Origin of the sequence: Limnohabitans sp. B9-3, from assembly GCF_002778325.1 — a bacterium.
Classification (GTDB): domain Bacteria; phylum Pseudomonadota; class Gammaproteobacteria; order Burkholderiales; family Burkholderiaceae_C; genus Limnohabitans; species Limnohabitans kasalickyi.
Genome location: NZ_NESI01000011.1, coordinates 81,981 through 107,991 on the forward strand (window position 1 = coordinate 81,981; position 26,011 = coordinate 107,991).

At 63.8% G+C, this 26,011-nt stretch carries 1 protein-coding gene (running past both ends of the window); it reads right to left on the reverse strand.

All 26,011 nt of this window come from inside a single coding sequence — locus tag B9Z42_RS15170, VCBS domain-containing protein (RefSeq protein ID WP_100134256.1), on the reverse strand. Of the gene's 41,343 coding nucleotides, 2,413 precede the window and 12,919 follow it; the stretch shown corresponds to coding positions 2,414-28,424 — codons 805 (partial) to 9,475 (partial); reading right to left, the first codon wholly in view occupies nucleotides 26,007-26,009. The start codon and the stop codon both lie outside this window.

The following is a 26,011-nucleotide window of genomic DNA, read 5'->3' on the forward strand; positions in this document are numbered from 1 at the left end:
ACGGTGAGCGTGGCCAAGGGCACGGTGTTGACCGGCGCTTCGTTGACGTTGGTCACGGTCACAGCGACGGTTTGGTTGGTGTAGGCACCAGTGACGTTGGTGGCGCGCACGGTCACGTCGTACACGTTGTTGGTGCCCGCGTCGGTGGGGGCCTCAAAGTTGGGCGAGGCCACAAAGGTCAATGCGCCCGTGCTGCTGTTGATGGCGAATTGGCTGCCGTCTGCACCCACGGCTGTGTCGATGCTGTAGGTGATGCCCGTGCCTGCGGCAGCGGTGTAGACCGCTGTGCTGGTGGCGGTGTTTTCAGCCACGCTGGCGGTGGTGGCGCTGGTGAACACCGGCGCGGCCAACACGGTGAGGCTCAAGGCGGGGCTTTGGCCGCTCTCGTTGCCTGCGGCATCGGTGAGGCTGTAGGTCAAGCTCTTGGCGGTGGCGCTGGTGGCCAAGGCGCTGTTGGGCGTGAGCACACCGGTGGTGTTGTCGTAGGTGGCGGCAGTCAGCACACCGTCCACATACAGCTTGACGCTGTCGCCAGACGTGGTGAGGCCCGTGGGCAACTGAATGCCTGGGGTGGTGTCGTCGGTGCTGGCTGCGGTGCTGTTGGTGCTTTGCGTGGCACCCACGTTGTCCACATAGGCGGTCAATGCACCGGTGGGCGCGTCGGGGGCCAAGGTGTCGAGCACGAAGCTGGTGCTGCCATTGGTCAAGCTGGCGGTGCCACCCACGTCGGTGGCGGCGGCTGTGACGGTGATGGTGCCGTTGGTCAAGGTGCTCAGGTCGGTGGCGTCCAGCAGCACAGGCACAGCGGTGGCGCCATTGCCGGTGACGGTTTTTTGCACCGTGTTCGACCCGTTGGTAAAGGTCACCACCACACTGGCGCCCTGCTCGGCCGTGAGCGAGACCACGCCGGTGTTGGCGGTGGCTTCAGCGGCTGTGGCGCCACCGGTCACGCCGGTGCCCAAGGTCAGCACAGGGGCTGCGGGCGCATGGGTGTCGACCAAGTAGCTGGCGTTGTCGCCCAAGGCGGGCGTGGTGAGCACCACGTCGTTGCCTGCGGTGTCTTTGATGCTGCCACCGTTGAGGCTCAAGGCGTTGGCGTTCACGCTGATGCCATCTGTGTCGTTCAAGCCCGGCAAGATCCTGTAGTTGAACTTGAGCAAGGTGGCCGTGGAGTTGACGCTGTCATAGGTGGCGTACGGCACGGTGGAGCCACCGATGTTCAGGGTCAGGCGTGGCGAGCCTGTGACCACCACAGCTTCGCTCATGGCGAGGCCAAAGGTGATGGTGTCGCCCGCATTGAGGGTGTTGTTAACCACGCCATCGGCCCAGGTGATGGACAAGCCGCTGAAAGTGGGCGCAGCGCTGTCCAACGTGACCGACACGTTGGCGCTGCTGCTGACGCCCGACACCACCTGAGCGGCAGTGATGGTGTTAGCACCTGCACTGAGCATGGTCGAGCTGGCGTTGCCGGTGTAGGTCCAGACGCCGCTGCTGTTGGCGGTGACGTTGTAGCTGCTGCCACCGATGGTGACGGCCACGGTGGCATTGGCATCGGATGTGCCGCTGACCACCAAGGTTTCACTCGCGCCCACCAAGTTGTCGCTGGACACGGCGTTGACGGTGACAGGGGTCACCACGTATTGGCTGACGGTGTCGGTCGCACTGGAGAAAGCGCTGGTGCCGCCATTAGAAGCTGTGCTGACTTTGGCGCCAGCGATGCCAGTGGTTTGGTCCCACGCCGCAAAGCTGAAGGCATCGGCCGTGGTGCCGGTGAAACTGGCGGTCGGTTGGTAGTAAACGCGGGTGCTGGCGTTAGACGCCAACAGCAAAGCACTGGTGCTGCTGACCGCGCCGACCGCGGTCCAAGTTGCGCCCGCGTCGGTGCTGTAGTACAGCGTGCCATTGGTGGTGTTGGTGGCGGTGATGGCGATGCCTTTGACGGCACTGGTGTCAACGTCGCTGACGCCGGTGATCAAACTGCTGACCAAGCTGCCCACAGCACTGCCATTGACAGGCGCAGCTGCGCCTTGCAAAACAGCCGCCATGGCGGGTGATGCGGTGGTGTCGAGCACCGGCGCGTCATTGACGGCGGTGACCGTCAAGCTCACGGTGTCTGAGGCGCTGGAGAACGCGCTGCTACCGCCGTGGGTTGCGGTGCTGACTTTGCTGCCTGCGGTGCCGCTGGTTTGGTCCCACGCCACCAAGCTGACGGCGTCTGCCGTGGTGCCGTTGTAGTTGGCAGCGGGTTGGTAGTACAGGCGTGTGTTGGCGTCAGAGGCCAACAACAAAGCGCTGGTGCTGCTGACCGCGCCGACGGCGGTCCACGTTGCGCCAGCGTCGGTGCTGTAGTACAGCGTGCCATTGATGGTGTTGGTGCCGGTGATGGCAATGCCTTTGGCCGCGCTGGTGTCGGCATCGCTGATGCCGCCCACCAAGCTGCTGACCAACGCACCCACAGCACCCGAAGGCGCTGAAGCGTCTTCAGCCAAGGTGGTGAAGCTCAAGGTGGTGTCAGCCAACACAGGTGCATCGTTGACGGCGGTGACGGTGATGGTCACCGAACCCGAGGCGCTTTGTGCCACGCCGCCGGTGTTGCCACCGTCGTTGACGGTGAGGGTCAGGCTGTCGCTGCCGTTGTAGTTGAGCGTGGGCGTGTAGGTCACCGCGTTGGTGGTGGCCAACACGGTGTTGATGGCGGCCAAGGTGCCGGTCAGTTGCACGCTGGCGGTGCTGTTGGTGGTCACGGTCACGCCTGCGCTGGTGGCGGCACTGGCCAACACGTCGATCGTGCCTTGGGTCACCGCCAAGGTGGCGGTGACGGTGCCTGTTGCTGCATCCACATCGGTGAAGCTCAGGCCTGCGATGGCCAAAGCGGTGTCTTCGGCGGTGGTTTGTGCTGCGGGCACGGTGACCACAGGCGCATCGTTGACGGCCGTGATGGTGATGGCCACGGTGTCGCTGTCGGTCAAGGCCGCGCCGCCCGTGTTGCCACCGTCGTTGGTGAGCATGGTCAGCGTGTCGGCGCCGTTGTGGTGGGCGCTGGGCGTGTAGGTCACTGCATTGGCAGCGCTCAGGGTGGCGTTGATTTGCGTCAGCGTGCCGGTCAGGGTCACGCTGGCGGTGCCGCTGCCTGTGATGGTGGCGGTGCCGACCACCACAGCCAAGGTGCCTTGCGCCACCGACAGGGTGACGGTGAGGCTGCCCGACAGTGCATCGACGTCAGCCACGCTCAAGCCGGTGATGACTTTGGCGGTGTCTTCGGTGGTGCTTTGTGCGCCAGGCACGGTGTTGACCGGTGCATCGTTGACGGGCACCAAGGTGACGGTCAGCGTGCTGCTGCTGGTGTTGCCTGCACGGTCGGTGGTGGTGTAGCTGAAGGTGTCGACCGCGTTGGCGCTGATGGCGTTCAAGTTGGTGGCGTTGCGGGTGAAGACCCACGCGCCCGTGCTGGGGGTGAGCGCCAAGGTGCCGTAGGTGCCCACGGCCGCCGTGGTGAGGCTGTAGGTTTCTGAGCTGTCTTTGGCGGTGTCGTTGGCAGACACATCGCCGCTCAGGCTGGTGCTGTCTTCGGTGCCATTGGCGGTGTCGGCCACAGCTTGCGGCGTGGTGGTGTCAACGTTAAAGGTGGCGTTGTCGGCCACGGCCACGCTGACCAAGTTGGCGTTGTTGCCAGCGGCATCTTTGAGGGTGCCGCCGTTCAAGGTGAGCGCGTTGACAGGCAAGCTGATGCCATTGGCATCGTTGTTGCCAGCCACCACGGTGTAGTTGAACTTGAGCATGCGCGCTGTCGAGTTGCCAGCGTCGTAAGTGGCTTGCACCAAGGTGCTGCCCACGGTCAAGCCGAGTTGAGGGGCGCCGGTGACGATGACGTCTTCGCCCAAATTGACGGTGGCGGTGACCACGTCGCCGGTGTTGAGCCAAGTGCCCACTGCGCCGCTGGCACTGCTGACGGACAAGCTGGTGATGGCGGGCAGCACGGCGTCGAGCGTGACCGTTTTGCTGGCCGTGGTGACCACGCTGTTGGCATCGGTGGCCGTGGCGGTGAGGGTGTTGACACCGGCGTTGATCACTTCTTTGTCGGCTGCGTTGGGTTGCGTGACGGTGAAGGTGCCACTGTTGGCCACGCCTGAAATGACGGTGCCCGAGACGTTGGATGCCGCATCAAGCTGCGCCGACGTCATGCCTGACATGTCGCTGATCGAGTTGTAGATTTTGGCGCCGTTGAGGTTGTTGGGCGTGCCGGTTTTGGAGACCGCTTGGATGCTGTCCACGCGGTAGAAACCGCCCAGATCGACTTGCACCCACACTTCGCCGTTGCTGGTGAAGCTCTCGGTGGTGCTGGCGCTGCCGTCTGTCAAGTTGGTGATCGTGCTGCCCGTCGAAGACGACATGGACTTGCCCGAGGCCAAGTTGTTGGTGCCTTGCATGGCTTTGAGTTCAGCGATGTCAAAGGTGGTGCTGTCCACACCGCTGTCGAGCACATCGCGCACCATGATGTAGCGCACCAAGGGCACCATTTTCAGGGCGTAAGACCAGTTGCCATTGCTGTCGGCCGTCACGCCACGGGTGGTGCCGTTGATGTTGATGGACACACTGGCGTTGGAAGCGGCTGTACCGCTCAGCGTGACGGCTTCGTTGATGGCCACGAGGTTGTCCACCGACACGGTGTCGATGGTGAGCGTTTTGCCCACCGATTGGCTGACCGTCTCGGTGAAGGTTGAGAACGCGGTGGTTGTGCCGTTGGCGGTGGTGCTGACGTAGCTGCCCTGTGTGCCACTGGTTTGGTCCCAAGCACGGAAGCTCAAAGCGTCGCTGGTCACGCCCTCATAACCCGCGTTGGGCTTGAAGTAGACGCGGTTGCTGGCATCGGCTTTGAGCAGCAAGGCATTGCCTGCGCTGAGTGCGGTGGTGTTTTCTGTCCACGTTGCTCCGCTGTCGGTCGAGTAGTACAGCTTGCCATTGGCGTTGACGCCGGTGATGGCCATGCCTTGCAAGGCGCTGGCATCCACATCACTCACACCGCCCAACAAACTGCTGACGGTGTTGCCGACGGCGCCCGAAGGTGCTGCGGAGTTTTGGGCCACTGCGGGCAAGGTGAGGATGGTGTCGGCCAACACGGGCGCGTCGTTGACGGCCGCGACGCTGAGCGCCACGGTGCTGATGGCGCTTTGCGCGGCACCGCCGGTGTTGCCACCGTCGCTGGTGGTCATGGTCAGCGTGTCTGCACCGTTGTAGTTAAGCGCAGGCGTGTAGGTGACGGCGTTGGCCGCACTGAGTGTGGCGTTGATTTGCGCCAAGGTACCCGTGATGGTGACGGTGGCCGTGCCGCTATTGGCAATGCTGGCCGTGCCGCCCGAAACAGCCACGGTGCCGTTGCTGACGGCCAAGGTGACGGTCAGGGTGCCAGTGCCCGCATCAAGGTCGGCAATGGCCAAGCCGGTGATGGTGCGCGCGGTGTCTTCGTTGGTGGTGAGCGGGGTCAAAGGCACGGTGTTGACCGGTACGTCGTTGACCGCGTTGACCGTGATGGCCATGGTGTCGGTGTCGCTCAAGGTGCCACCGGTGCCGGTGTTGCCACCGTCGTTGGTGAGCATGGTCAGCGTGTCAGTGCCGTTGTAGTTGGTCGCGGGCGTGTAGCTGACGCCGCCTGGTGTGGCGAGCAAGGCATTGATGGCCGAGACGGTGCCGCTGAGTTGCACGCTGGCCGTGCCGTTGGTGGCGAGGGTGACGCCTGCGGTCGTGGCTGCCGCAGCTTGGGCGGTTAAGGTGCCTTGCAGCACCGTCAAGGTGACGGTGATGCTGGCTGTGCCGGCGTCGACATCACTCACGCTCAAACCGTTGAGCGCGGTGACGGTGTCTTCGCTGGTCACCAAGGTGGCGGGCAGTGTGTTGACCGGTGCATCGTTGACCGCACTGATGCTGATGGCCACAGTGTCGATGTCGCTTTGTGGGCCGCCCGAGCCGGTGTTGCCACCGTCGCTGGTGGTCATGGTTAACGTGTCTGCGCCGTTGTAGTGGGCCGATGGCGTGTAAGTGACGGCGTTGGCGGTGGCCAGCACGGTGTTGATGGCGCTGGCCGTGCCGCTGAGCTGCACGCTGCCGGTGCCGTTGGTGGTCAGGGTGACGCCCGCTGTGGTGGCGGCGCTGGCCAGCACGGTGACGGTGCCGTGGTCGACGCCCAAGGTGACGGTGAAGGTGCCACTGCCGCCGTCCACGTCGGCGATGCTGAGGCCGCTGATGACTTTAGCCGTGTCTTCGGTGGTGGTTTGTGCCACGGGCACGGTGTTGACAGGCGCGTCGTTGACGGCGTTGACCGTCAGGGCCACGCTGCCCGAGCCGGACTTGGTGCCTCCCGAGCCGGTGTTGCCACCGTCGCTGACGGTGACGTTGAGGGTGTCGCTGCCGTTGTAGTTGGCCGTGGGTGCGTAGGTCACGGCGTTGGCCATGGCCAACAGCGTGTTGATGGCGCTGACAGTGCCACTGAGTTGCACGCTGGCGGTGCCGTTGGTGCTGAGGCTGACGCCTGCTGTGGTGGCCGCACTGGCCAACACGGTCACGCTGCCCTGCCCCACGCTTAGGGTGACCGTCATGGTGCCAGTGCTGGCATCGACGTCGGCAATGCTCAAACCGGCAATCACTTTGGCCGTGTCTTCGTTGGTGCTTTGTGCCGCAGGCACGGTCACGGTGGGCGCATCGTTGACGGCGCTCACGGTGATGGCCACGGTGTCGCTGTCGGACGCGGTGCCGTCGCTGGTGACCATGGTCAGCGTGTCTGCGCCGTTGTAGTTGAGGGCGGGCGTGTAGGTGACGCCGTTGGTCGAGGCCAGCAAGGTGTTGATGGCACTGGCCGTGCCGCTCAGCTGCACGCTGCTGGTGCCGTTGGTGCTGAGGGTGACGCCAGCTGTGGTGGCAGCGCTAGCGAGCACCGTCATGGTGCCCTGCCCCACGCTGAGCGTGACGGTCATCGTGCTGCTGCCTGCATCCACGTCGGCAATGCTCAGGCCGGTCACGGCCAGGGCCGTGTCTTCGGCGGTGGTTTGTGCGCCGGGCACGGTGTTGACGGGCGCATCGTTGACGGCGTTGACGGTGATGGCCACCGTGTCGGTGTCGGTCAAGGTGCCGCCGGTGCCGGTGTTGCCACCGTCGCTGCTGACCATGGTGAGGGTGTCTGCGCCGTTGTAGTTGGCCGTCGGTGTGTAAGTGACGGCATTGGACGCGCTCAGGGTGGCGTTGATTTGCGCCGAGGTACCAGTGAGGGTCACGCTGGCCGTGCCGCTGCCTGCGATGGTGGCGGTGCCACCGACCACGGCCAAAGTGCCATGGGCCACGCTCAGGGTGACGGTCATGCTGCCGGTGCCTGCGTCGACGTCGGCAATGCTCAAGCCGGTGACAAGCAAGGCTGTGTCTTCGTCGGTGCTCAGCGATGCAGGCACGGTGTTGACGGGTGCGTCGTTGACGGCGGTGACGGTGATGGCCACCGTGTCGCTGTCGGTCAACGCGCCAGCGCTGCCGGTGTTGCCACCGTCGTTGATGAGCAGGGTCAGGGTGTCTGCGCCGGTGTAGTTCGCGCTCGGGGTGTAGGTGAACGCGTTGGTGGTGGCCAGCAAGGTGTTGATGGCGCTGACGGTGCCGCTCAGCTGCACGCTGGGGGTGCCGTTGGTGCTGAGGGTCACACCCGCTGTGGTCGCTGCGCTGGCGAGCACCGTCACGGTGCCCTGGCTCACGCTGAGGGTGACGCTCATGCTGCCGGTGCCTGCGTCCACGTCGGCAATGCTCAAACCGGTGATCACCAAAGCCGTGTCTTCGGCCGTGGTTTGTGCGGTTGGCACGGTGTTGACCGGCGCGTCGTTGACAGCGCTGATGCTGATGGCCACGGTGTCGGACGCCGTGGAGAAAGCGCTGCTGCCGCCATGGGTGGCGATGCTGACTTTGCTGCCCACAGTGCCGCTGGTTTTGTCCCACGCGACGAAGGTCACGGCGTCGGCGGTGCTGCCGTTGGTGTTGGCCGCAGGCTTGTAGTAAAGACGTGTGGCCGTGTCAGACGCCAAGAGCAAAGCGCTGGTGCTGCTGACCGCGCCCACGAGCGTCCATGTGGTGCCCGAGTCGGTGCTGACGTACAGCGTGCCGTTGGTGGTGTTGGTGCCCGTGATGGCGATGCCTTGGACAGCGCCCGTGTCGGCGTCAGACAGGCCGCCCACGAGGGTGCTGACGAGGTTGCCCACCACGCCCACTGGGGCGGCGGCGTCTTCGTTCAAGCCACTCAGGCTGAGCACGGTGTCGGCCAACACGGGTGCGTCGTTGGTGCCGGTGATCGTGACGGTGACAGCTTGTGAGGTGCCGTCGGCGCTGACCGCGGTGAAGCTGTCGGTGTAGGTCTGGCCCGCCACAAACTCGTTGTGGGCAGTGCCCATGGTGTACGTCCATGCGCCGTTGGTGGCCAGCGTGAAGGTGCCGTAGTTGTTGCTGCCCGCTGTGCCCGCTTGCGCCACAAAGGTGGTGGCGCTGTCCACATCACTGATGGTCAAGGCGCCGCTGGTGTTCAGGGCTGCATCGGTTTCGGTCAAGGCACCGGTGGTCGCACCGCTGATGACCGCCGCATCATTGCTGCCCGTGATATTGACGGTGACCGACTGGCTGGTGCCATCGGAACTGACCGCCGTGAACGTTTCGGTGTAGACCTGGCCAGCCACAAATTCGTTGTGTGCGCCGTCCATGGTGTAGGTCCACACGCCTGCGCTGCTGAGCGTGAAGGTGCCGTAGCTGCCTGCGGTGCCCGCTTGCGCGGTGAAGGTGGTGGCGCTGTCCACGTCAGCGATCGTCAAGGTGCCGCTGGTGCTGAGCGCCGCATTGGTTTCGGTCAAGGCCTTGACGGTGTCGCCGGTGATGACGGCGGCGTCGTTGGTGCCGGTCAGTGTGACGGTGATGATTTGGGTCGTGCCGTCGGTGGCTTTGGCGGTGTAGCTGTCGGTGTAGGTTTGGCTGTCGACCAGCGCGTTGTGGGCACTGTTCATGGTGTAGGTCCACACGCCTGCGCTGCTGATGCTGAACACACCGTAGCTGTTGTTGCCCACGATGTTGCTCTCCACCTGGAAGGTAGCAGCGCTGTCGACGTCGCTGATGAGCAGCGTGCCGGTGGCACTTTGGGCCGCGTTGGTTTCGGTCAAGGCTGCCGTGCTGACGCCGGTGATGACAGCCGCATCGTTGGTGCCGTTGAGGGTGACGGTGATGGTCTGGGTGGTGCCGTCTGCCGACACCGCCGTGAAGCTGTCGGTGTAACTCTGGCCCGCCACGAACGCATCGTGGGCCGAACCCATGGTGTAGGTCCACGCGCCAGCAGTGTTGAGCGTGAAGGTGCCGTAACTGTTGTTGCCCGTCGTGCCCGCTTGCGCGGTGAAGGTGGCTGCGCTGTCGACATCGCTGAGGGTCAAAGCACCGCTGGCACTTTGCACCGCATTGGTTTCGGTCAAGGTGGCAGTGGTCACGCCGCCGATCACAGCCGCATCGTTGGTCCCGGTGAGGGTGACGGTGATGAGCTGGGTGGTGCCGTCCACACTGAGGGCGGTGAAGCTGTCGGTGTAAGTCTGGCCATTGACGAACTGGTCTTGTGCCGAGTTCATGACATAGGTCCACGCGCCAGCCGACGTGAGGCTGAACTTGCCCCAGCCGCTGCTGCCCGCAGTGTTGGTCTGAGCTTGGAACGCGGCTTGGCCGACGCCGTCGGGGTCGGTGATGGCCAGTGTGCCGGTGGCGGTTTGGGCGGCGTTGGATTCGGTCAGCGCGCCGCTGAGGTTGCCGCCGATAACCGCTGGGTCGTTGGCGTTGGTCACGCTGATGGCCACGGCTTGGTCGGTGTAGCCGCCCGCGCTGTTGGTGGCGCGCACGGTGACGTCGTACACGTTGTTGCCGCCCACATCGGTCGGCGCTTCGAAGTCGGGCGAAGCAGCAAAGGTCAGCGCACCGGTGCTGGCGTTGATGCTGAACTTGCCCGCATCTGTGCCACCCAGGGTGTAGCTCACAGCGCTGCCCGATTGCGTGGCTTGCGCGGTGTAAACCACGGTGGCTGTGGCTGTGTTTTCTGCAAACGTGGCAGTGGCCGCGCTGGTGAACACAGGTGCTGCCAAGAGGTTCACGTTCAAAGCGGGGCTTTGGCCACTCTCGTTGCCTGCGGCGTCGGTGAGTGTGTACGTGAGCGCTTGGGCGCCGGTGGCCAGAGGTGCGACAGGGGTCAAGAAACCGGTACCGCTGTCGTACGTGGCCGCCGTCAACACGCCGTTGACGTAGAGCTTGGGCGTGGTGGTGAGACCTGCGCCGACTTGCACGCCAGGTGTGGTGTCGTCGGTGGTGGCTGCGGCACTGGCGTCACCGGTGGTGTTGCCCGCGTTGTCTTGGTATGAAACAGGAGCCGAGGGTGCAGACGGTGCTTGGGTGTCGAGTGTGAACGTGGTGGTGCCTGCGCCACCGGTGCTGCCTGCGGCGTTGGTGGCCACAGCGCTCACGTTGATGGTGCCTTCCGCCAAGCTGTCCCGCTCTGCGCTGGTCAAGACCACGGGCACAGCAGTGCTGCCGTTACCTGTGACGGTTTTGGTGAAGGTGTGGGCTGGCGTGGCGCTGTCGGTAAAAGTGACGTCCACAGTCGTACCCTGTTGGGCCGTGAGGCTGACCACGCCCGTGCTGGCGATGGCTTCTGCGGCTGTGGCGCCGCCCGACACACCAGCGCCCAAAGTGAACACCGGCGCAGTAGGCGCTGAGGTGTCGAGGGTGAAGCTGGTCGAGCCTGCGTTGCTGGCGTTACCGCCTGCATCGGTGGCAATGGCGCTGACACGGATGGTGCCGTCGATCAACAAACCACGCTCGACACTGGTCAAGACCACGGCGACAGGGGTGGTGCCGTTGCCGGTGACGGTTTTGGTGACCGTGTGCGGTGTGCTGGCACCGTCGGTGAATGTCACCGCGACAGACGCGCCCTGCTCTGCCGTGACCAAGACCACGCCGCCTGCGGCGGTGGCTTCATCGGCTGTGGCGCCATTGGCTACGCCTGTGCCCAAGGTGAGCACCGGTGCCACAGGAGCTGCGGTGTCGACCACGTAGCTGGCGTTGTCGCCCATCGCGATGTGGGTCAAGACAACGGGGTTACCAGCGGCATCTTTGAGGGTGCTGCCGTTGAGCGTCAAGGCGTTGGCTGCCACGCTGATGCCGTTGGCGTCGTTCAAACCGGCGGCGATGGTGGCGGTGAACGTGAGCGCCGTGGTGCCAGTACCGCCTGCGTAGTTGGCTTGCACGGTGGTGCCGCCGATGTTGAGGGCGAGCTTGGGCGTGCCGCCGGTGGTGTCCACCACGACCGCTTCGCTGAAGGTGACGGTGAAGGTGACGGTGTCGCCCTCGTTGAGCGTGGTGATGTTGCTGACGTCAGTCAGGCCGGTGTTGGCCGTGATGGCAGGCGCGCCGCTGATGGTGGGCAGCGCCTTATCCAGCGTGACGGTTCGGATTGGGAGTGACGTCGTACCAGTGTTGCCTACGCGGTCGCTCACGCTCGCGCTGATGGATACGTTGCCGTTAATGAAGGCGCTGATGTCGGCCTTTTGCGCCACGCTCAAAGCCCAAGCGTTGTTCAACACGGTGGCGGTTTTGGTGAGCGTATTCGTGCCATCAGTGACCGTCACGGTGACAACTTGGCCGTCTTCCGCACCAGAGGTGGAGCCGCTGACGGTGAAATCGTTGTCTTCAGCGGCATTGACGATGTTGTCGCCTGCCAGTGTGGCGTCGAGGGTGATGATGGGTGCCGTGGTGTCGATCAGCGTGTAAGACGTGCTGGCTGTGGACAAGGTGGGCGTTCCACTGACGCTGCTGGCGAGTTCGACCCGCACTTGATAAGCGGTGCCGCTCACCAGCTGGCTGGTCCAGTCGGCGTGGTTGGCGAGCGTCCAGTTTGGGCTACCTTGGTTGAGGGTGGTGGTGAAGCCTGAGGTCACCTCAACCGTGGTGCCAGTCGTGGGCACGAAACTGATTTTGGCAATCTCCAGGTTGCTCACCGCGCCCCACGAATTGCTGGAGATGGTGCCGCCAATGGTCAAGTTCGCCAGTTCTGCCGCGTTGATGCCGTTCGTGGCATTGACGCTGGCACCGCTGAATTCGACCGTGGTGACGGGGTCGGCGGGGTAGAACGTCCAGTCGCTTGCGCTGGCATAACCTGCAAATTCAACGCCGCTGAGCGAACGGAAAGCGCCCGCGTCGATCTTGGCGTAGTACTGCTGACCGAGCACAAAGGGGTTGGTGGGGTCAATGGTGACGCTGGCATGGTCAATGGTGACGACGCCGTCGATCACCACAGTGTGATCGGCATCAATGGTGGCAACCAGCGCATCGTTGGCTTGGTTGTAAAGCTTGATTTGCTTGCCTTGTACGCCCACCACATCTTGGTTAAAGACGATTTTCAAATCAGCCACAGACGCAATCGCATCGCTCACTTGGGTGACGATGGTCAACGGGGTGTTGTCGAAGTGCATCAAGCTGGTGCCGCTCGGCGTGTCGTCGCGCAAACCGTAGGCGTTTTCGGCCACGGCTTGGAAGCTGAAGTCGGCTTTGATGGTGCTGATGGGCAACGTAGGGGTGAAGGTCCAAGTGCCTGCGCCTGCGTTGACGGTGGCAACGCCCAAACGGGTGCCACTGACGGTGTCGTACACGGCAATGACTTGGCCTGCGGCCAAGGTGCCGGTGAAGGTGCCTGCCAACGTGGGGGTGGCATCGTCGCTGTAACCGTTGTTGGCAATGGTGCTGGTGGCCACGGGAAAGTCGTCGGTAACGCTGACCAGTGTGGCGTGCGCTTGCGGCACATCGGTCACGGCGTGCAAACCCGCCAAAGTACTGATCACGCTACCGTCGTCGGATGTACTGGCCAAGGCAGCGAGCACGCGAGACAAATTGACGGTGGTGACGCCGGTCACGCCCAAGAGCGTGAGCTGTGCCACGGTGTCGGCAGCGGGGGCGGTGGGGGCGATGCCCGCTGCCATGTTCATGACTGTTTTCACGGCGTCGGCCAAAGCCTGCACGTTGGCTACGGTGTTGACATCGGCAACTGATTTGAGGTCGATCACATCGGCCAACAAACTCAGTTCTGCAGCGCTGTCGACGCCCGTCACGCCAATGGCGGCGTACTGTGCGGCGGTGGGGGCTGTGGCGTTGTTGTCGGTGCCGTCGGCGCTGGCGAGGATGGCGTTGTACGCGTTGACGAGGGTTTGAATTTCAGCCGGTGTGTCGACCGACAAACCGGTGACGTTGGCCGAGGCCAAGGCGTTGTTGATGGCGGCCAAGTTGGCGGATACAAATCCGGTCACGCCTGCGTCGACGTAGTTTTGCTCAGTGGGTGCAGTGCCGGTGTTGGCCTGTGCGTAGGTGCTGATGGCAGTGACCGCCGTGTTGAGGGTGTTGACCAAGCTTTGCAGATCGGACTGGCTGTCCACACCGGTGCCATCGTTGTGGGTGGCTGCAATGGCCGCTTGGATGGCGGCCAAGTTGTCGGCCGTCACGCCCGTGATGCCCAAGGCTTGCAACTGTGCCAGCGACACGATGCCTGTGCTCACAGCGTTGGCCATCACAGCGGCGACGGCGTCGGCCAAGATTTGCACCTCGCCCACGGTGTCCACATCGGTGCTGACTTTGCTGCCGATCACGTCGCCCAGCAAATCGGTCTTCACGCCGGTGGTGATGCCAGTGACACCTATGGCGGCGTACTGTTCGGCCGTGGGGTCGGTGGCGCTGGCATCGGTCGTCGCACCATTGGCTTCGCTCAACACCGCGTTGTAGGCATCGACGATGGCTTGCACTTGCACGCGGGTGTTGGACTTGGCGGCGTCGATGACGGCGCTGGCCAAGGCGTCTTGGATGGCCGCGAGGTTGTTGGCGTCCACGCCGGTGACAGCCGCCGTCGTGAAGTCGGATAACGCAGGTGCGGCGCCTGTAGCCATCAGCAAGCCTGAGGCATTGGTTTGTGCAAACGCACTGATGGTGCCCAGCGCAGCACTGGCCGCATTGGCCGCTGCGGTGACCACGGCCTGCACTTTTGCCAAGCTGTCGGTCTCGCTGCCGTTGTCGTTTTTGGCGGCAATGGCGGCCAGCACAGCGGGCAAGTTGTCGGGGGTGACACCGGAGAAGCCCGCTTGGGTCAAGTCGGCGTCGGTCAAAGCGGGCGCGGGTGTGCCACCGGCTGCCATGGTTTGGATGGCGTTGGCGATGCGGGCCAAATCGTTGATTTTGGCGACGGTGTTGACATCGGTGTTTTGCAGGCCACCGATGATGTCGTTGAGCAGTGCCAGGTTGTCGGCGTCGCTGGCCGCGTTGCCAATGCTCGCGCCGATGAGGGCGTATTGGTCCGCAGTGGGGTCGACGGTGGGCGTCGCGTCCGTGGTGGTGTCGCCAGCCGCGCTGGTGGTGTCGTTGGCCTCGCCCAAGATGGCGTTGTAGGCGTTGACGATGGCTTGCACTTTGGCCGTGGTGTCTGCGCCGTCTTTGTCGTTGGCGTTGCCCAGCGTGGCGTCGCTGCCCTTTTGGCTGTTGATGGCGTCGTTGATGGCGCCGAAGTTGCCCGAAGCCCCTGCGGTGACGCCCGACACACCCGCGGCCGCGTAATCGGCAGCGGTGGGGGCTGGGTTACTCACGCCGTTTTCGGCATAGGCCGCGATCTTGTTGATCGCTGCTGTTTGCGCCGCAGCTGCGGTGGTGATGACGGCTTGCACTTTGCTCAGGCTGTCGGTGTCTGAGCCGTTGGGGTTTTGAGCAGCGATGGCGGCTAGCACTGCAGGCAAGTTGTCCACGGTCACGCCGCTCAAACCGGCTTTGGCCAAGTCGAGTTCGGTCAGTGCAGGCGTGCTGGTGCCACCAGCGGCCAAAATTTGGATGGCGTTGGCGATGCGGGCGAGTTCGTTGACCTCGTCCACGGTGTTCACATCCGCAGCTTGCTTGCCCGCGACGATGTCGCTGAGCAAGTTGAAGTTGTCAGCGTCGGTGGCGGCGGCACCGATGTCTGCGCCAATGGCGGCATATTGCGCGACCGTGGCGTTGGGCGTAGTGGCTGCGGTGCTGTTGCCTGCGCTGTTGGTGGCGTCGTTGGCTTGGGCCAGGATGACCTTGTAGGCGTTGACGATGGCTTGCACTTCGGCCGTGGTGTCGGCGCCGTCTTTGTCGTTGGTGTTGCCCAAGATGGCATCACTGCCCTTTTGGCTGTTGATGGCGTCGCTGACGGCATTCAGGTTGCCCGAGGCACCATCCGTCACACCGGCCACACCGGCGTCGGCGTAGTCTTGCGCGTCGGGTGCGGGGTTGTTCACGCCGTCTTCGGCGTAAGCCGCGATCTTGTTGATCGCGGCGGTTTGTGCGGCGGCTGTGGCCGTGATGAGGGTTTGCAAAGCCCCCAGGCTGGCGGTTTCGCTGCCGTTGGGGTTCTTAGCGGCAATGGCAGCAAGAACCGCTGACAGGTTGTCTGCCGTCACGCCCTCCAAACCGGCTTGTGCAAAGTCGTCAGCGCTCAAAGCGGGCGCCGGCGTGCCACCGGCGGCCACAGTTTGGATGGCGTTGGCGATGCGGGCCAAGTTGTTGATCTCGGCCACGGTGTCCACGCCCGCGGTCTGTTGACCGCCCACGATGTCGTTCAAAAGGCTGAGGTTGTCGGCGTCGCTGGCGGCGGTGCCAATGTCTGCACCGACAAGCGCGTATTGCGCGGCGGTGGCATTGGTCGAGGTGGGAGCCGTGTTGTTGCCCGCCGTGCCATCGACATCGTTGGCTTGGGCCAAGATGGTGTTGTAGGCATCGATGATGGCTTGTAATTTGGGGGCGGTGTCAGCCGCTGCACCGTTGATGGGGGCGCTGGCCAAGGCGTCATTGATGGCGTCGAGGTTGTTGGCGTTGACGCCGGTCACACCAGCGGCCACGTAGGTGCCAAGCACGGGGACGGTGCTAGGGGCTGCGTTGATGGCAGCCACCAAACCCGTGGCGTTGGCGTTGGCAAAGGTGCTCAAGTCGCCCAAGGCGACCACGGCTGCTGCTGCTGCTGCGGTGACGATGGTTTGCATCTCACTCAAGCTGTCGGTCTGGGTGCCGTCGTCGGCTTTAGCGCCAATGGCAGCCAGCACGGCGGGCAGGTTTTCTGAGGTCACGCCCGTCAAGCCCACCGTGGCAAAGTCTGAGGTCGTCAAAGCAGGGTTGGGTGTGCCACCCGCTGCGATCAGTTGAATGGCATTGGCGATGCGGGCCAAGTTGTCGATCTTGGCCACGGTGTTGACATCGCTGCTTTGTTGGCCGCCAACGATCTCATTGAGTAGGCTCAGGTTTTCTGTGTCGGTAGCGGCTGCGCCGATGTTGGCACCGATGCGCGCGTAGTGCGCCGCGGTGGCGTTGGGGCTGGTGGCGGCGGTGTTGTTGCCGGCTGTGCTGTCCACGTCGTTGGCTTGGGCCAAGAGGGTGTTGAAGGCATCCACGATGGCTTGCACTTCGGCGGTGGTGTCGGCGCCGTCTCGGTCGTTGGCGTTGCCCAAAACGAGGTCAGCGCCTTTTTGGTGGTTGATGGCGTCGTTGATGGCGCTGAGGTTGGTGGCGTTCACGCCCTTCACACCCGCAGCGGCGTAGTCGGTGGTGGCGGGTGCAGTGGCCCCAGTTTCGGCATAGGCCGCGATCAGGTTGATGGCGGTGGTTTGCGCGGTGGCGGTGGTGTCGATGAGCGCTTGCAACTTGCTCAGGCTGTCGGTCTCGGTGCCGCTGTTGGCTTTGGCGGCGATGGCCGCCAGCACGGCGGGCAAGTTGTCCACCGTCACGCCGGTGAGGCCCAGCGTCACGAAGTCGGCCACGCTCAAAGCGGGCGTGGCTGTGCCATCGGCCGCAGTGAGCTGAATGGCGTTGGCAATGCGGGCCAAGGTGTTGATCTCGGCCACGGTGTCCACGTCAGCGGCTTGTTTGCCCGCGACAGCGTCGTTCAAGAGGCCGAGGTTGTCGGTGTCGCTGGCGGCCGCGCCGATGTCGGCACCGAAGAGTTCGTATTGCACGGCTGTGGTGTTGGCCGTGGTGGCGGGCGTGTTGTTGCCCACGCTGTCGGCCACATCGTTGGCTTGGGCCAACACGGTGTTGTAGGCGTTGACGATGGCTTGCACTTGCGCCGTGGTTTGGGCAGCCGCACCGTTGACGCTGGCACTGGCCAGCGCATCTTTGATGGCATTGAGGTTGGTCGCATCGGCGCCGGTCACGCCAGCGGCGGTGAAGTCGGCCAACACAGGCGCAGTGCCGGTGGCGCTGGCCAAACCGGTGGTGTTGGTTTCGGCGTAGGCGCTGAGGGTGGCCAGCGCACTGGCGGCGGCGTTGCCAGCCGTGGTGACGATGGCTTGCAACTCGCTCAAGGCGTCTGTCGCACTGCCGTCGTTGTTTTGGGCGGCGATGGCGGCCAACACGGCGGGCAGGTTGTCAGGGGTGACGCCAGACAAACCGGCTTTGACCAAGTCGGCAGCAGTCAAGACAGGCGTGGGTGTGCCATTGGCGGCCGTGAGTTGGATGGCGTTGGCAATGCGCACCAAATCGTTGATGGCGGCGATGGTGCTGACGTCGGTGGTTTGCAGGCCGCCGATGATGTCGTTCAAGAGGTTGAGGTTGTCTGCATCGGTGGCGGCACCACCGATGTTGGCACCGATCAAGGCGTATTGCGAAGCCGTGGGGTTGACGCTCGGTGTGGCATCGGGTGTGGTGTTGCCTGCGGCGCTGGTGGTGTCGTTGGCCTCGCCCAGAATGGCGTTGTAGGCATCGACGATGGCTTGCACTTTGGCGGTGGTGTTGACCGCCGAACCGTCCACCGGTGCACTGGCCAGCGCGTCGTTGATGACGCTCAGGTTGTTGCCGTTGACACCCGCGACACCGGCTTGGGTGTAAGCGCTCAGATCAGGCACGGTGCCCGTGGGCGTGGCCACGCCTTGGGTGTTGGCTTGCGCGAACGTGCTCAGGGTGGTCAAGGCACTGGCGGCATTGGTCGCAGCGGCGCTCACCACAGCTTGCAATTTGCTGAGACTGTCCACCGCGCTGCCGTTGTCTGCGGTGGCCACGATCGCTGCACGCACGGCGCTCAGGTTGTCGTCGGTCACGCTGGTGATGCCCAGCGCTTCGAGTTGGGCTTTGCTGAGAGTACTGCTGGCACCCGCGCCCAAGGCAGCGGCGGCCATGACGGCAGACACCACATCGGCCAAGCTTTGCACGTCGGAGACTTGGTCCACATCGGCGGCAGCCAAGGCGTCGATGCGGTCGCCCAACAAATTGGCTTTGGCTGCGCTGTCAACACCGCTCACGCCAATGGCGGCGTAGTTGGCTTGCGACGGGTTGGCGGTGGTGGCATCGTTGGCGTTGTTCAACACGGCATTAAAACCGTCAACGATGGCCTGCACTTTGGCCGCGGTGTTGGCTTGCGAGCCTGTGACGTCCATGTCGTTCAGCGCGTCGTTGATGGCGGCCAGGTTCTGTGCGGTGACGCCGGTCACGCCCATGGCGGCGTATTGCGCGGCACTGGGGGTGATGGCTGTGGCGGTGTTGCTTTGGGCAGCGGCTTCAATGGCGCTCAAGGCATTGATGGCGTTGGTGACCACCGTTTGCACGCCCGTTTTGGTGTTGAGTTGGGTGGCATCTGTGGCCGCGGCCAAGGCGGCTTGCAGAGTGCTCAGATTGGCGCTGCTGACGCCGGTCACACCCAAGGCAACGAGTTGGGCTTCGCTGGCATTGCCGTTCATCACGGCTTGCACGGCGTCGGCCAAGGTTTGCACTTGGGCCACGGTGTTGACGTCGTGATTGCCTTTGCCGTCGATCACGTCGCCCATCAGGCTGACTTCTTCCGGCGTGTCCACACCGGTCACGCCGATGGCGGCGTAATGGGCTTGACTGGGGTTGGTGACCGCGTTGCTGCCACCGGTGGCGTTGTTGCGGATGGCGTTGAAGCCGTCCACGATGGCTTGCACTTTGGCCGCGGTGTTGGCTTGCGCGCCGGTGACGTCGGCGTCGTTCAACGCGTCGTTGATGGACGCCAAATTTTGCGCGGTCACACCGGTCACACCCATGGCGACGTAGAGCGCGGCGCTCGGTGTGGTGGCGGTGGCGGTGTTGGCTTGTGCAGCAGCTTCGATGGCAGCCAAAGCGCCCAGTGCGTCGCTCACCACGGTTTGCAGATGTGCGAGGGTGTCGAGCTGAGTGGCAGCGTTGGGGCCTGCGGCGACCAAGGCCGCTTGCACGGTGCTCAGGTTGGCAGCCGTGATGCCTGTCACGCCCAAAGCTTCGAGTTGGGCTTGCGTGGCGTTGCCGTTCATCACGGCTTGAACGGCGTCGGCCAAGGCTTGCAATTTGGCAGTCGTGTTCACATCGGCCTGTGTTTTGCCATCCACCACATCGCCTAGCAACGTGACTTTTTGGGCACTGTCCACACCATTGACGCCGATGGCTGCGTAGTGGGCTTGGGTGGGGTTGGCGGCGTTATTGGCAGTGCCGTCGGCGTTGTTGAACACGGCGTTAAAACCGTCCACGATGGCTTGCACTTTGGCCGCGGTGTTGGCTTGTGCGCCGGTGACATCGGCGTCATTCAAAGTACTGTTGATGGCGGCCAAGTTTTGCGCGCTGACACCGGTCACGCCCATGGCGGTGTATTGCGCAGCAGTGGGCGTGGTGTCGGTGGCGGTGTTGGTTTGCGCGGCGTTTTCAATCAAAGCCAAGCTGCTGATGGCGTTGCTCACCACGCCTTGCAGACCTGCCTGCGCGTTGAGTTGGGTGGCATCGTTGGCCGCGGCCAAGGCGGCTTGCACGGTGCTGAGGTTGGCGCTGGTGACGCCAGTCACGCCTAAGGCGACGAGTTGCGCCTCGGTGGGGTTGCCGTTCATCACGGCTTGCACAGCGTCGGCCAAGGCTTGCAGTTTGACCACGGTGTTGACGTCGGTGCTGGCTTTGGCGTCGATCACGTCGCCCAACAAACCGACTTCTTGCGGGGTGTCCACCCCGTTCACGCCAATGGCGTCGTAGTTGGCTTGAGACGGATTGCTGGCGTTGTTGGCGGTGCCGTCGGCGTTGTTCAAGACGGCGTTAAAACCGTCCACGATGGCTTTCACTTTGGCCGCAGTGTCAGCTTGGGTGCCGGTGACGTCGGCATCGTTCAAGGCGCTGTTGATGGCGGCCAAGTTTTGCGCAGTGACCCCGGTCACGCCCATGGCGTCGTACTGAGCGACGCTGGGGGTAGTGGCGCTGGCGGTGTTGCTTTGCGCAGCTGATTGGATGGCCGACAAGGCATTGAGCGCGTCGGTCACCACGCTTTGCAAACCCGCTTGGGTGTTGAGCTCGGTCGCGTCATTGGCAGCTGCCAAGGCTGCTTGTAGGGTGCTCAAGTTGTCGGGGGTGACACCGGTCACGCCCAAGGCTTCGAGTTGGGCTTGCGTGGCGTTGCCGTCCATCACCGCTTGCGCGGCATCAGCCAAGACTTGCAGCTTGGCCAAGGTGTTGATGTCGGTTTTGGTTTTGCCGTCGAGCACGTCGCCCAAGAGGCTGAGCTCTTGTGGGGTGTTCACACCGTTGATGCCGATGGCGGTGTAGTCACTAGCGGCAGGGTCGGGGGCGTTGCCCGGCACGCCGTCGGCGGTGCCCAAGATGGTGTTGTAGGCATCGACCAAGGTTTGCACTTTGGCGGCGGTGTTGGTCTGCGTGCCGTTGATGTCGGCGTCGTTCAAGGCGCTGTTCATGGCGCCCAAGTTTTGATCGGTCACACCGCTCACGCCCAAAGATTCGTATTGGGCCAAGCTGGGGTGGGTGGGGGTGGCGTTGTTGTTTTGCGCGGCCGATTGGATGGCGGTGAGCGCACTGTTGTAAGCGGCAGCAGCGCTGTCGATGACGCCTTGCAACTTGCTGAGCGAGTCGGTGCCCATGCCGTTGTTGGGCTGAGCTGCGATGGCGTTGATCAGCGCTTTCAGGTTATCGCTGTTGGCACCGGACAGGCCCACCAAAGTGAGGTCGGCTGGGGTGAGCGCAGGCGTGGCTGTGCCACCGGCAGCCACGGTTTGGATGGCGTTGGCGATGCGGGCCAATTCGTCGATCTCAGCGACGGTGTCCACACCGGCGGTGGTTTTGGCACCCACGATGTCGTTGAGCAAGCTCAGGTTTTCGGCATCGCTGGCAGCGGCACCGATGCTGGCACCGATTTGCGCGTATTGCGTGGCCGTGGGGTTGCTGGCGGAGTTGCCATCGGCCAAGTTGCCGTTGGCCTCAGCCAAAACGGCTTTGTAGGCGTTGACGATGGCTTGCACTTCAGCGGCAGAGTCGGCTAGTGAGCTGTCGACGATCAGGCTGGCCAAGGCGTCATTGATGGCGTTGAGGTTGTTGGCATCGACACCGGTGACACCGGCAGCGGCGTAGTCGGCCAACGCAGGGGTTGTGGCTGCCTGCGCGATGGCGTTGGCCAGCCCGCCTGCTTGGGCTTGGGCGAAGCCACTCAAGGTGCTGAGCGCGTTGTTGTAGCCGGTGATGGCAGCGTCGATCAGGCCTTGCAGTTCGGTCTCGCTGGCGATGGGCGAACCATTGGTGTTGCCCGCTGCGAGGGCGGCTTGCACCGCGCTCAGGTTGTCAGGCGTGACGGTGTGCGCAGCACCCGTGCCACCGGTGAGGCTGTTGAGTTGGGTGGCGTCGGGGCCGGTTTGGCCCGCTGCGCCGGTGTAGGTGACGGTGGCGGCCACGGCGTTGGCCAAGGTTTGCAGCTCGGCGACGCTGTTGACATCGCCTGCCACTTTGGCACCGATGACGGCACCGAGCAGGGTTTCTTTGGCGGCGGAGTCGACACCGGTCACGCCCACGGCGGCGTATTGCGCTTGGGTGGGGTCGGTGGTGGGGGTGGCGATGGGGCTGGCGTCGGGGGCGCTGCCATTGGCCTCAGCCAAGATGGCGCTGTAGGCGTCCACGATGGCTTGCACTTGGGCCACGGTGCGGGTGGCGGAGCCGTCCACGGCGGCGCTGGCCAAGGCGTCGTTGATGGCGCTGAGGTTGTTGGCGTCCACGCCGGTGATGCCGGCTTTTGCATATGTGGTGGCATCGGGCACGGTGCCGCTGGCGTTGACCAAACCGGTGGCGTTGGTTTGTGCAAAGGTGATGAGCGTGCTCAAGGCGGCGTTCAGCACAAACGTGGTGGTGCCGGTGTTGGCCGCGTAGTTGCCCACGTTGCCCGCCAAGTCGGTGCTGGTGACGGTGACGGTGTAAGTGCCGTCTTCGTTGACCAAGGTGTTGGCCAGCGTCAAGCTGGCGCTGCCTGCTGCTGCCTCAAGGGCGGTGACGGTGTGGCTGTCGGTGCGCACTGTGCCATCGGGCGCGGTGAACGTGAAGCTGAGCACGTCGCCGGTTTTGCTGCCGCTGGGCAGTGTGATTTGGTATTGCAGGCCGTCGGCCAACTCGGTTTGGTTCACGCCGTTGACGGCTTCGGCCAAGGTGAGCACGGGCGCAGGCAAGGCGGCGTCGGTGCCGTCGGGGTTTTGGCCCGGGGCTTGGGTGTCGAGCGTGAAGTTGGTAGCTGCGCTGACTTTGCTGGTGTTGCCGGCCACGTCTCGGGTGGTCACCGTAACCGTGTAATTGCCGTTTGCGGCAACGCTGGTCACAGGCAGCGTGAGCACCACCGCGCCCCCGTGGGTGGCGGCATAGGTGATGTCTGTGGCGGACAGTGCGTGGTCGACAGTGCGGACGGTGCCGTTGGGCGCGGTGACTGCGATTTGCACCACATCACCCGCCACCGAACCTGTAGGCAAGGTGACGTTGACTTCGATGCCGCCGCCGTCGGCCAACTCGGCCGCGCTGATGCCAGGAGTGGCGTTGACGCTCTCGGGCAACACGGCGGTGGGCAGGGCCACGGCGGCATCACTGCCGTCTGGGTTTTGACCCGGGGCTTGGGTGTCCACGGTGAGGCTGGGGCTTAGCAGCGTTTCACTGCCATAGCGGTTGGTGACACTCAACTGCGCGGTTTGTGCGCCGTTGGCCAAGTTTTGCAAGGCGGCGGCTGGCACGCTCAGCAAGAAAGTGTTGGCCGCGCCTACACCCACCCCCGCTTGCACTTGGGCGGTGTAGGTCACACCACCCACGGTGAAGGTGACCGCAGAGCCCACTTGGGCGTCGGTGGTGCCCGAAACGACCAGGTCTTGGATGTTTTCGGCGGCATTGATGTAGCCGTCGCCCGCGAGTGGGTTGAGTGTGACCACGGGTGGCGTGCTGTGGATGACCAGCTCGTTGCTGCCCAGATCGTTTTTGACGACGCCACCCGCCGCGACGGTGACCGCCACGTTGTAGCTGCCGTCGGCCAAAGGCGTGAAGCCGCTGATCAAGCTGGTGTTGAGGTTCCAAGTTTTGGCGGCAGCGTTGTAGCTCAAGCCGGCGGGCATCGCTGCGATGGTGCCGGTGATGGTTTGTCCAGCCACAGTCACGGTGATTTGGTCACTGCCGGCCAAGGCGATGTAGTTGCTGCTGACAGTGGGGTCTGCGCCCACCGAGACAAGCTTGGCAGCTTTGCCAGACAGCGTGGGCGTGGCGGCATACGCCGAGCCTTGCAGGACGCCGTGCGTGAACAGGTTGTCCACCGTGGGCATGTCAGGGTAGGCGGTATTCACAAACAGGCTGAAGCGGTCTTCCACCGTGGGGTTGCCTGCCACGTCGTTGGCCTGCACGCTCACGCTGTAGGTGTTGCCGTGGTTCAACGCGATCGCGTCGGTCGTGGGCAAGGTGATGGTCCAGGTGTTGGGCTGTGCGCTGGCACCCGCAGCCACCGTGGCGGCGTAGGTCAGACCATTGAGCGTGACTTGCACGCCCTGCCCCACTTCGGCGTTGGTGGTGCCTTGAATGATCACAGGTGTTGCCACGGCTGTGAGCACCACACCGCGCTCAACGGCGTCAAATTCGCCTTTGGCATTGATGAGTTGGCCCATGCCGTTGGTGAGCAAGGAGACAGCGTCGCCCGAGATGCTCGTCACCAACAAGGTGGGTGCAGTCGCATCCAACACAAAGTTGCTGACGCTGTCGGCGGTGATCAAGCCGTCGCTCTGGCGCGTGATGTGGCTGGTGAGGGTGTAGTTGCCGTCTTCGTCCACGGCGGTGCGGGGCACGGTCAGGGTGACGCTGCTGCTGGCCAAGTTTTGTGCGGTCAACACATGGGTGACGCTGCGCACATCGCCATTGGGGTCTTTGAGCGAGAGCGTCAACACGTCGCCCACGCTGGCATCGGCGGGCACGACCACCACGGTTTGCAAGCCATCCAGCAACTCTGTGGTGCTCACGCCGTTGGCTGCTTCAACCATCACCACGGGCGCGGTGCTGGCCAGCCAGTTGACGGTGTTGACCAAGGTTTGCAGTTCGCCCAAGGTGTCGACGGTGCGGGCATCGCTGCCCACCACGGCGGTGTCGATGGCGGCGAGCACACGGCTCAGGTTCGCGGGTGTCACACCGCTCAGACCGATGGTGGTCATGTCAGCTGCGGTCAAAGCAGTGGCAGGGGTTTGGCCTAAGCCCACTTGCACCACCCGCTCGGCAATGCTGGCGAGATTCAAAATTTTGGCGGCGCTGTCTACGCTCGCAGCCCCCGCGTTGTCGAGGGTGTCGTTGAAGAGCTGTCGTTGTGCATCAAGGGGCACCACCGCGCTGAGACCCAGGGCAAAGAGGTCGGCGTTGTCCAATTTCGGGCCTGTGTCTGAGGTGGCATCGGCCAAAGCACGGATGTGTGTCAACGCATCGACCAAGGCTTGCACTTTGGTGGGGCTGTCCACAGCACTGCCGTTGATGGCGGCTGTGTCGAGCATGTCGTTGAGGAGGCCCACATTGGCCGCGCTCACGCCGGTGACGCCTGCGTTCGCATACAGCGCGAGGGTCAACAGGCCGCCCGAGACGGCGCTGTTGTTGCCGGCTGCCGTGACGATGCCGTTGAGGGCGTTGTTGATGTTGTCCACCACGGTTTGCAAGGTGGCTTGGGTGAGCGGTGCAGCAGGCGTGGCGCTGCCGTTGGCGGCTTCGAGTGCGGCCAACACAGCAGCCAAGTTGGCCTCAGTGACGCCTGACACCAGATGGTTCAAATCGGCGGCGGTGGGCACGGTATTGGCGGCAGCGGCAGCGGCTGCGCTGGAGTAACCCAAAACCACCTTGGCGGCATCGGCCAAAGTTTGCAATTCGGACACCGTGTTCACATCGGCGTTGGCTTTGCTGTCCACCACGTCACTGAGCAAGGCAGCGGTGGCGGTGGTCACGCCCGTGAGTCCCAAGCGGGCGTAGTCGGTGGCGTTCGCGGTGTTGGCCAGTGAGGCGTCTGCGTCGGTGCCGTTGGCGGCATTGAGCACTTTGTTGAAGGCGTCGACGATGGCCTGCAACTCGGCTGGCGTGTCGGCTTTTCCGCCATCGACCACAGCGGAGGCCAGTGCGTCGTTGATGGCGGCGAGGTTGTCGGCGGTCACGCTGTTAACACCGGCGTTGGCGTAGGTGGTGAGGTCAGGCGTGGTGCCTTGCGCATGGGCCATGCCCGTGGCGTTCAGTTGCGCGAAGCTGCTCAAAGCGCTGAGTGCGGCACTGACGTTGTCGACCAAGGTTTGCAACTCGCCCTGCGATTCGGTCTGGCTGCCGTTGTCGTTTTTGCTGGCGATGGCGGACAAAACAGCGGGCAAGTTGTCGGGAGTGACGCCGGTGAGGCCTACTTTGGCGAAGTCGGCGTTGGTGAGCGCAGGCGTGGCTGTGCCACCAGCCGCAAGGGTCTGGATGGCGTTGGCGATGCGGGCGAGTTCGTTGATCTCGGCGATGGTGTCGACACCGGCGGCGATTTGCGCGCCCACGAGGTTGTTCAAGAGCGCGAGGTTGGCGGGTGTGGTGGCCGCTGCGCCGATGTTGGCCCCGATGAGGACGTACTGCTCAGCCGTGGGGTTGCTGTTGGCGTTGGCATCGATGGCCGCGCCGTTGGCTTCGCCCAAAACAGCGTTGTAGGCGTTGACGATGGCCTGCACTTCAGCGGCTGAGTTGGCTTTGT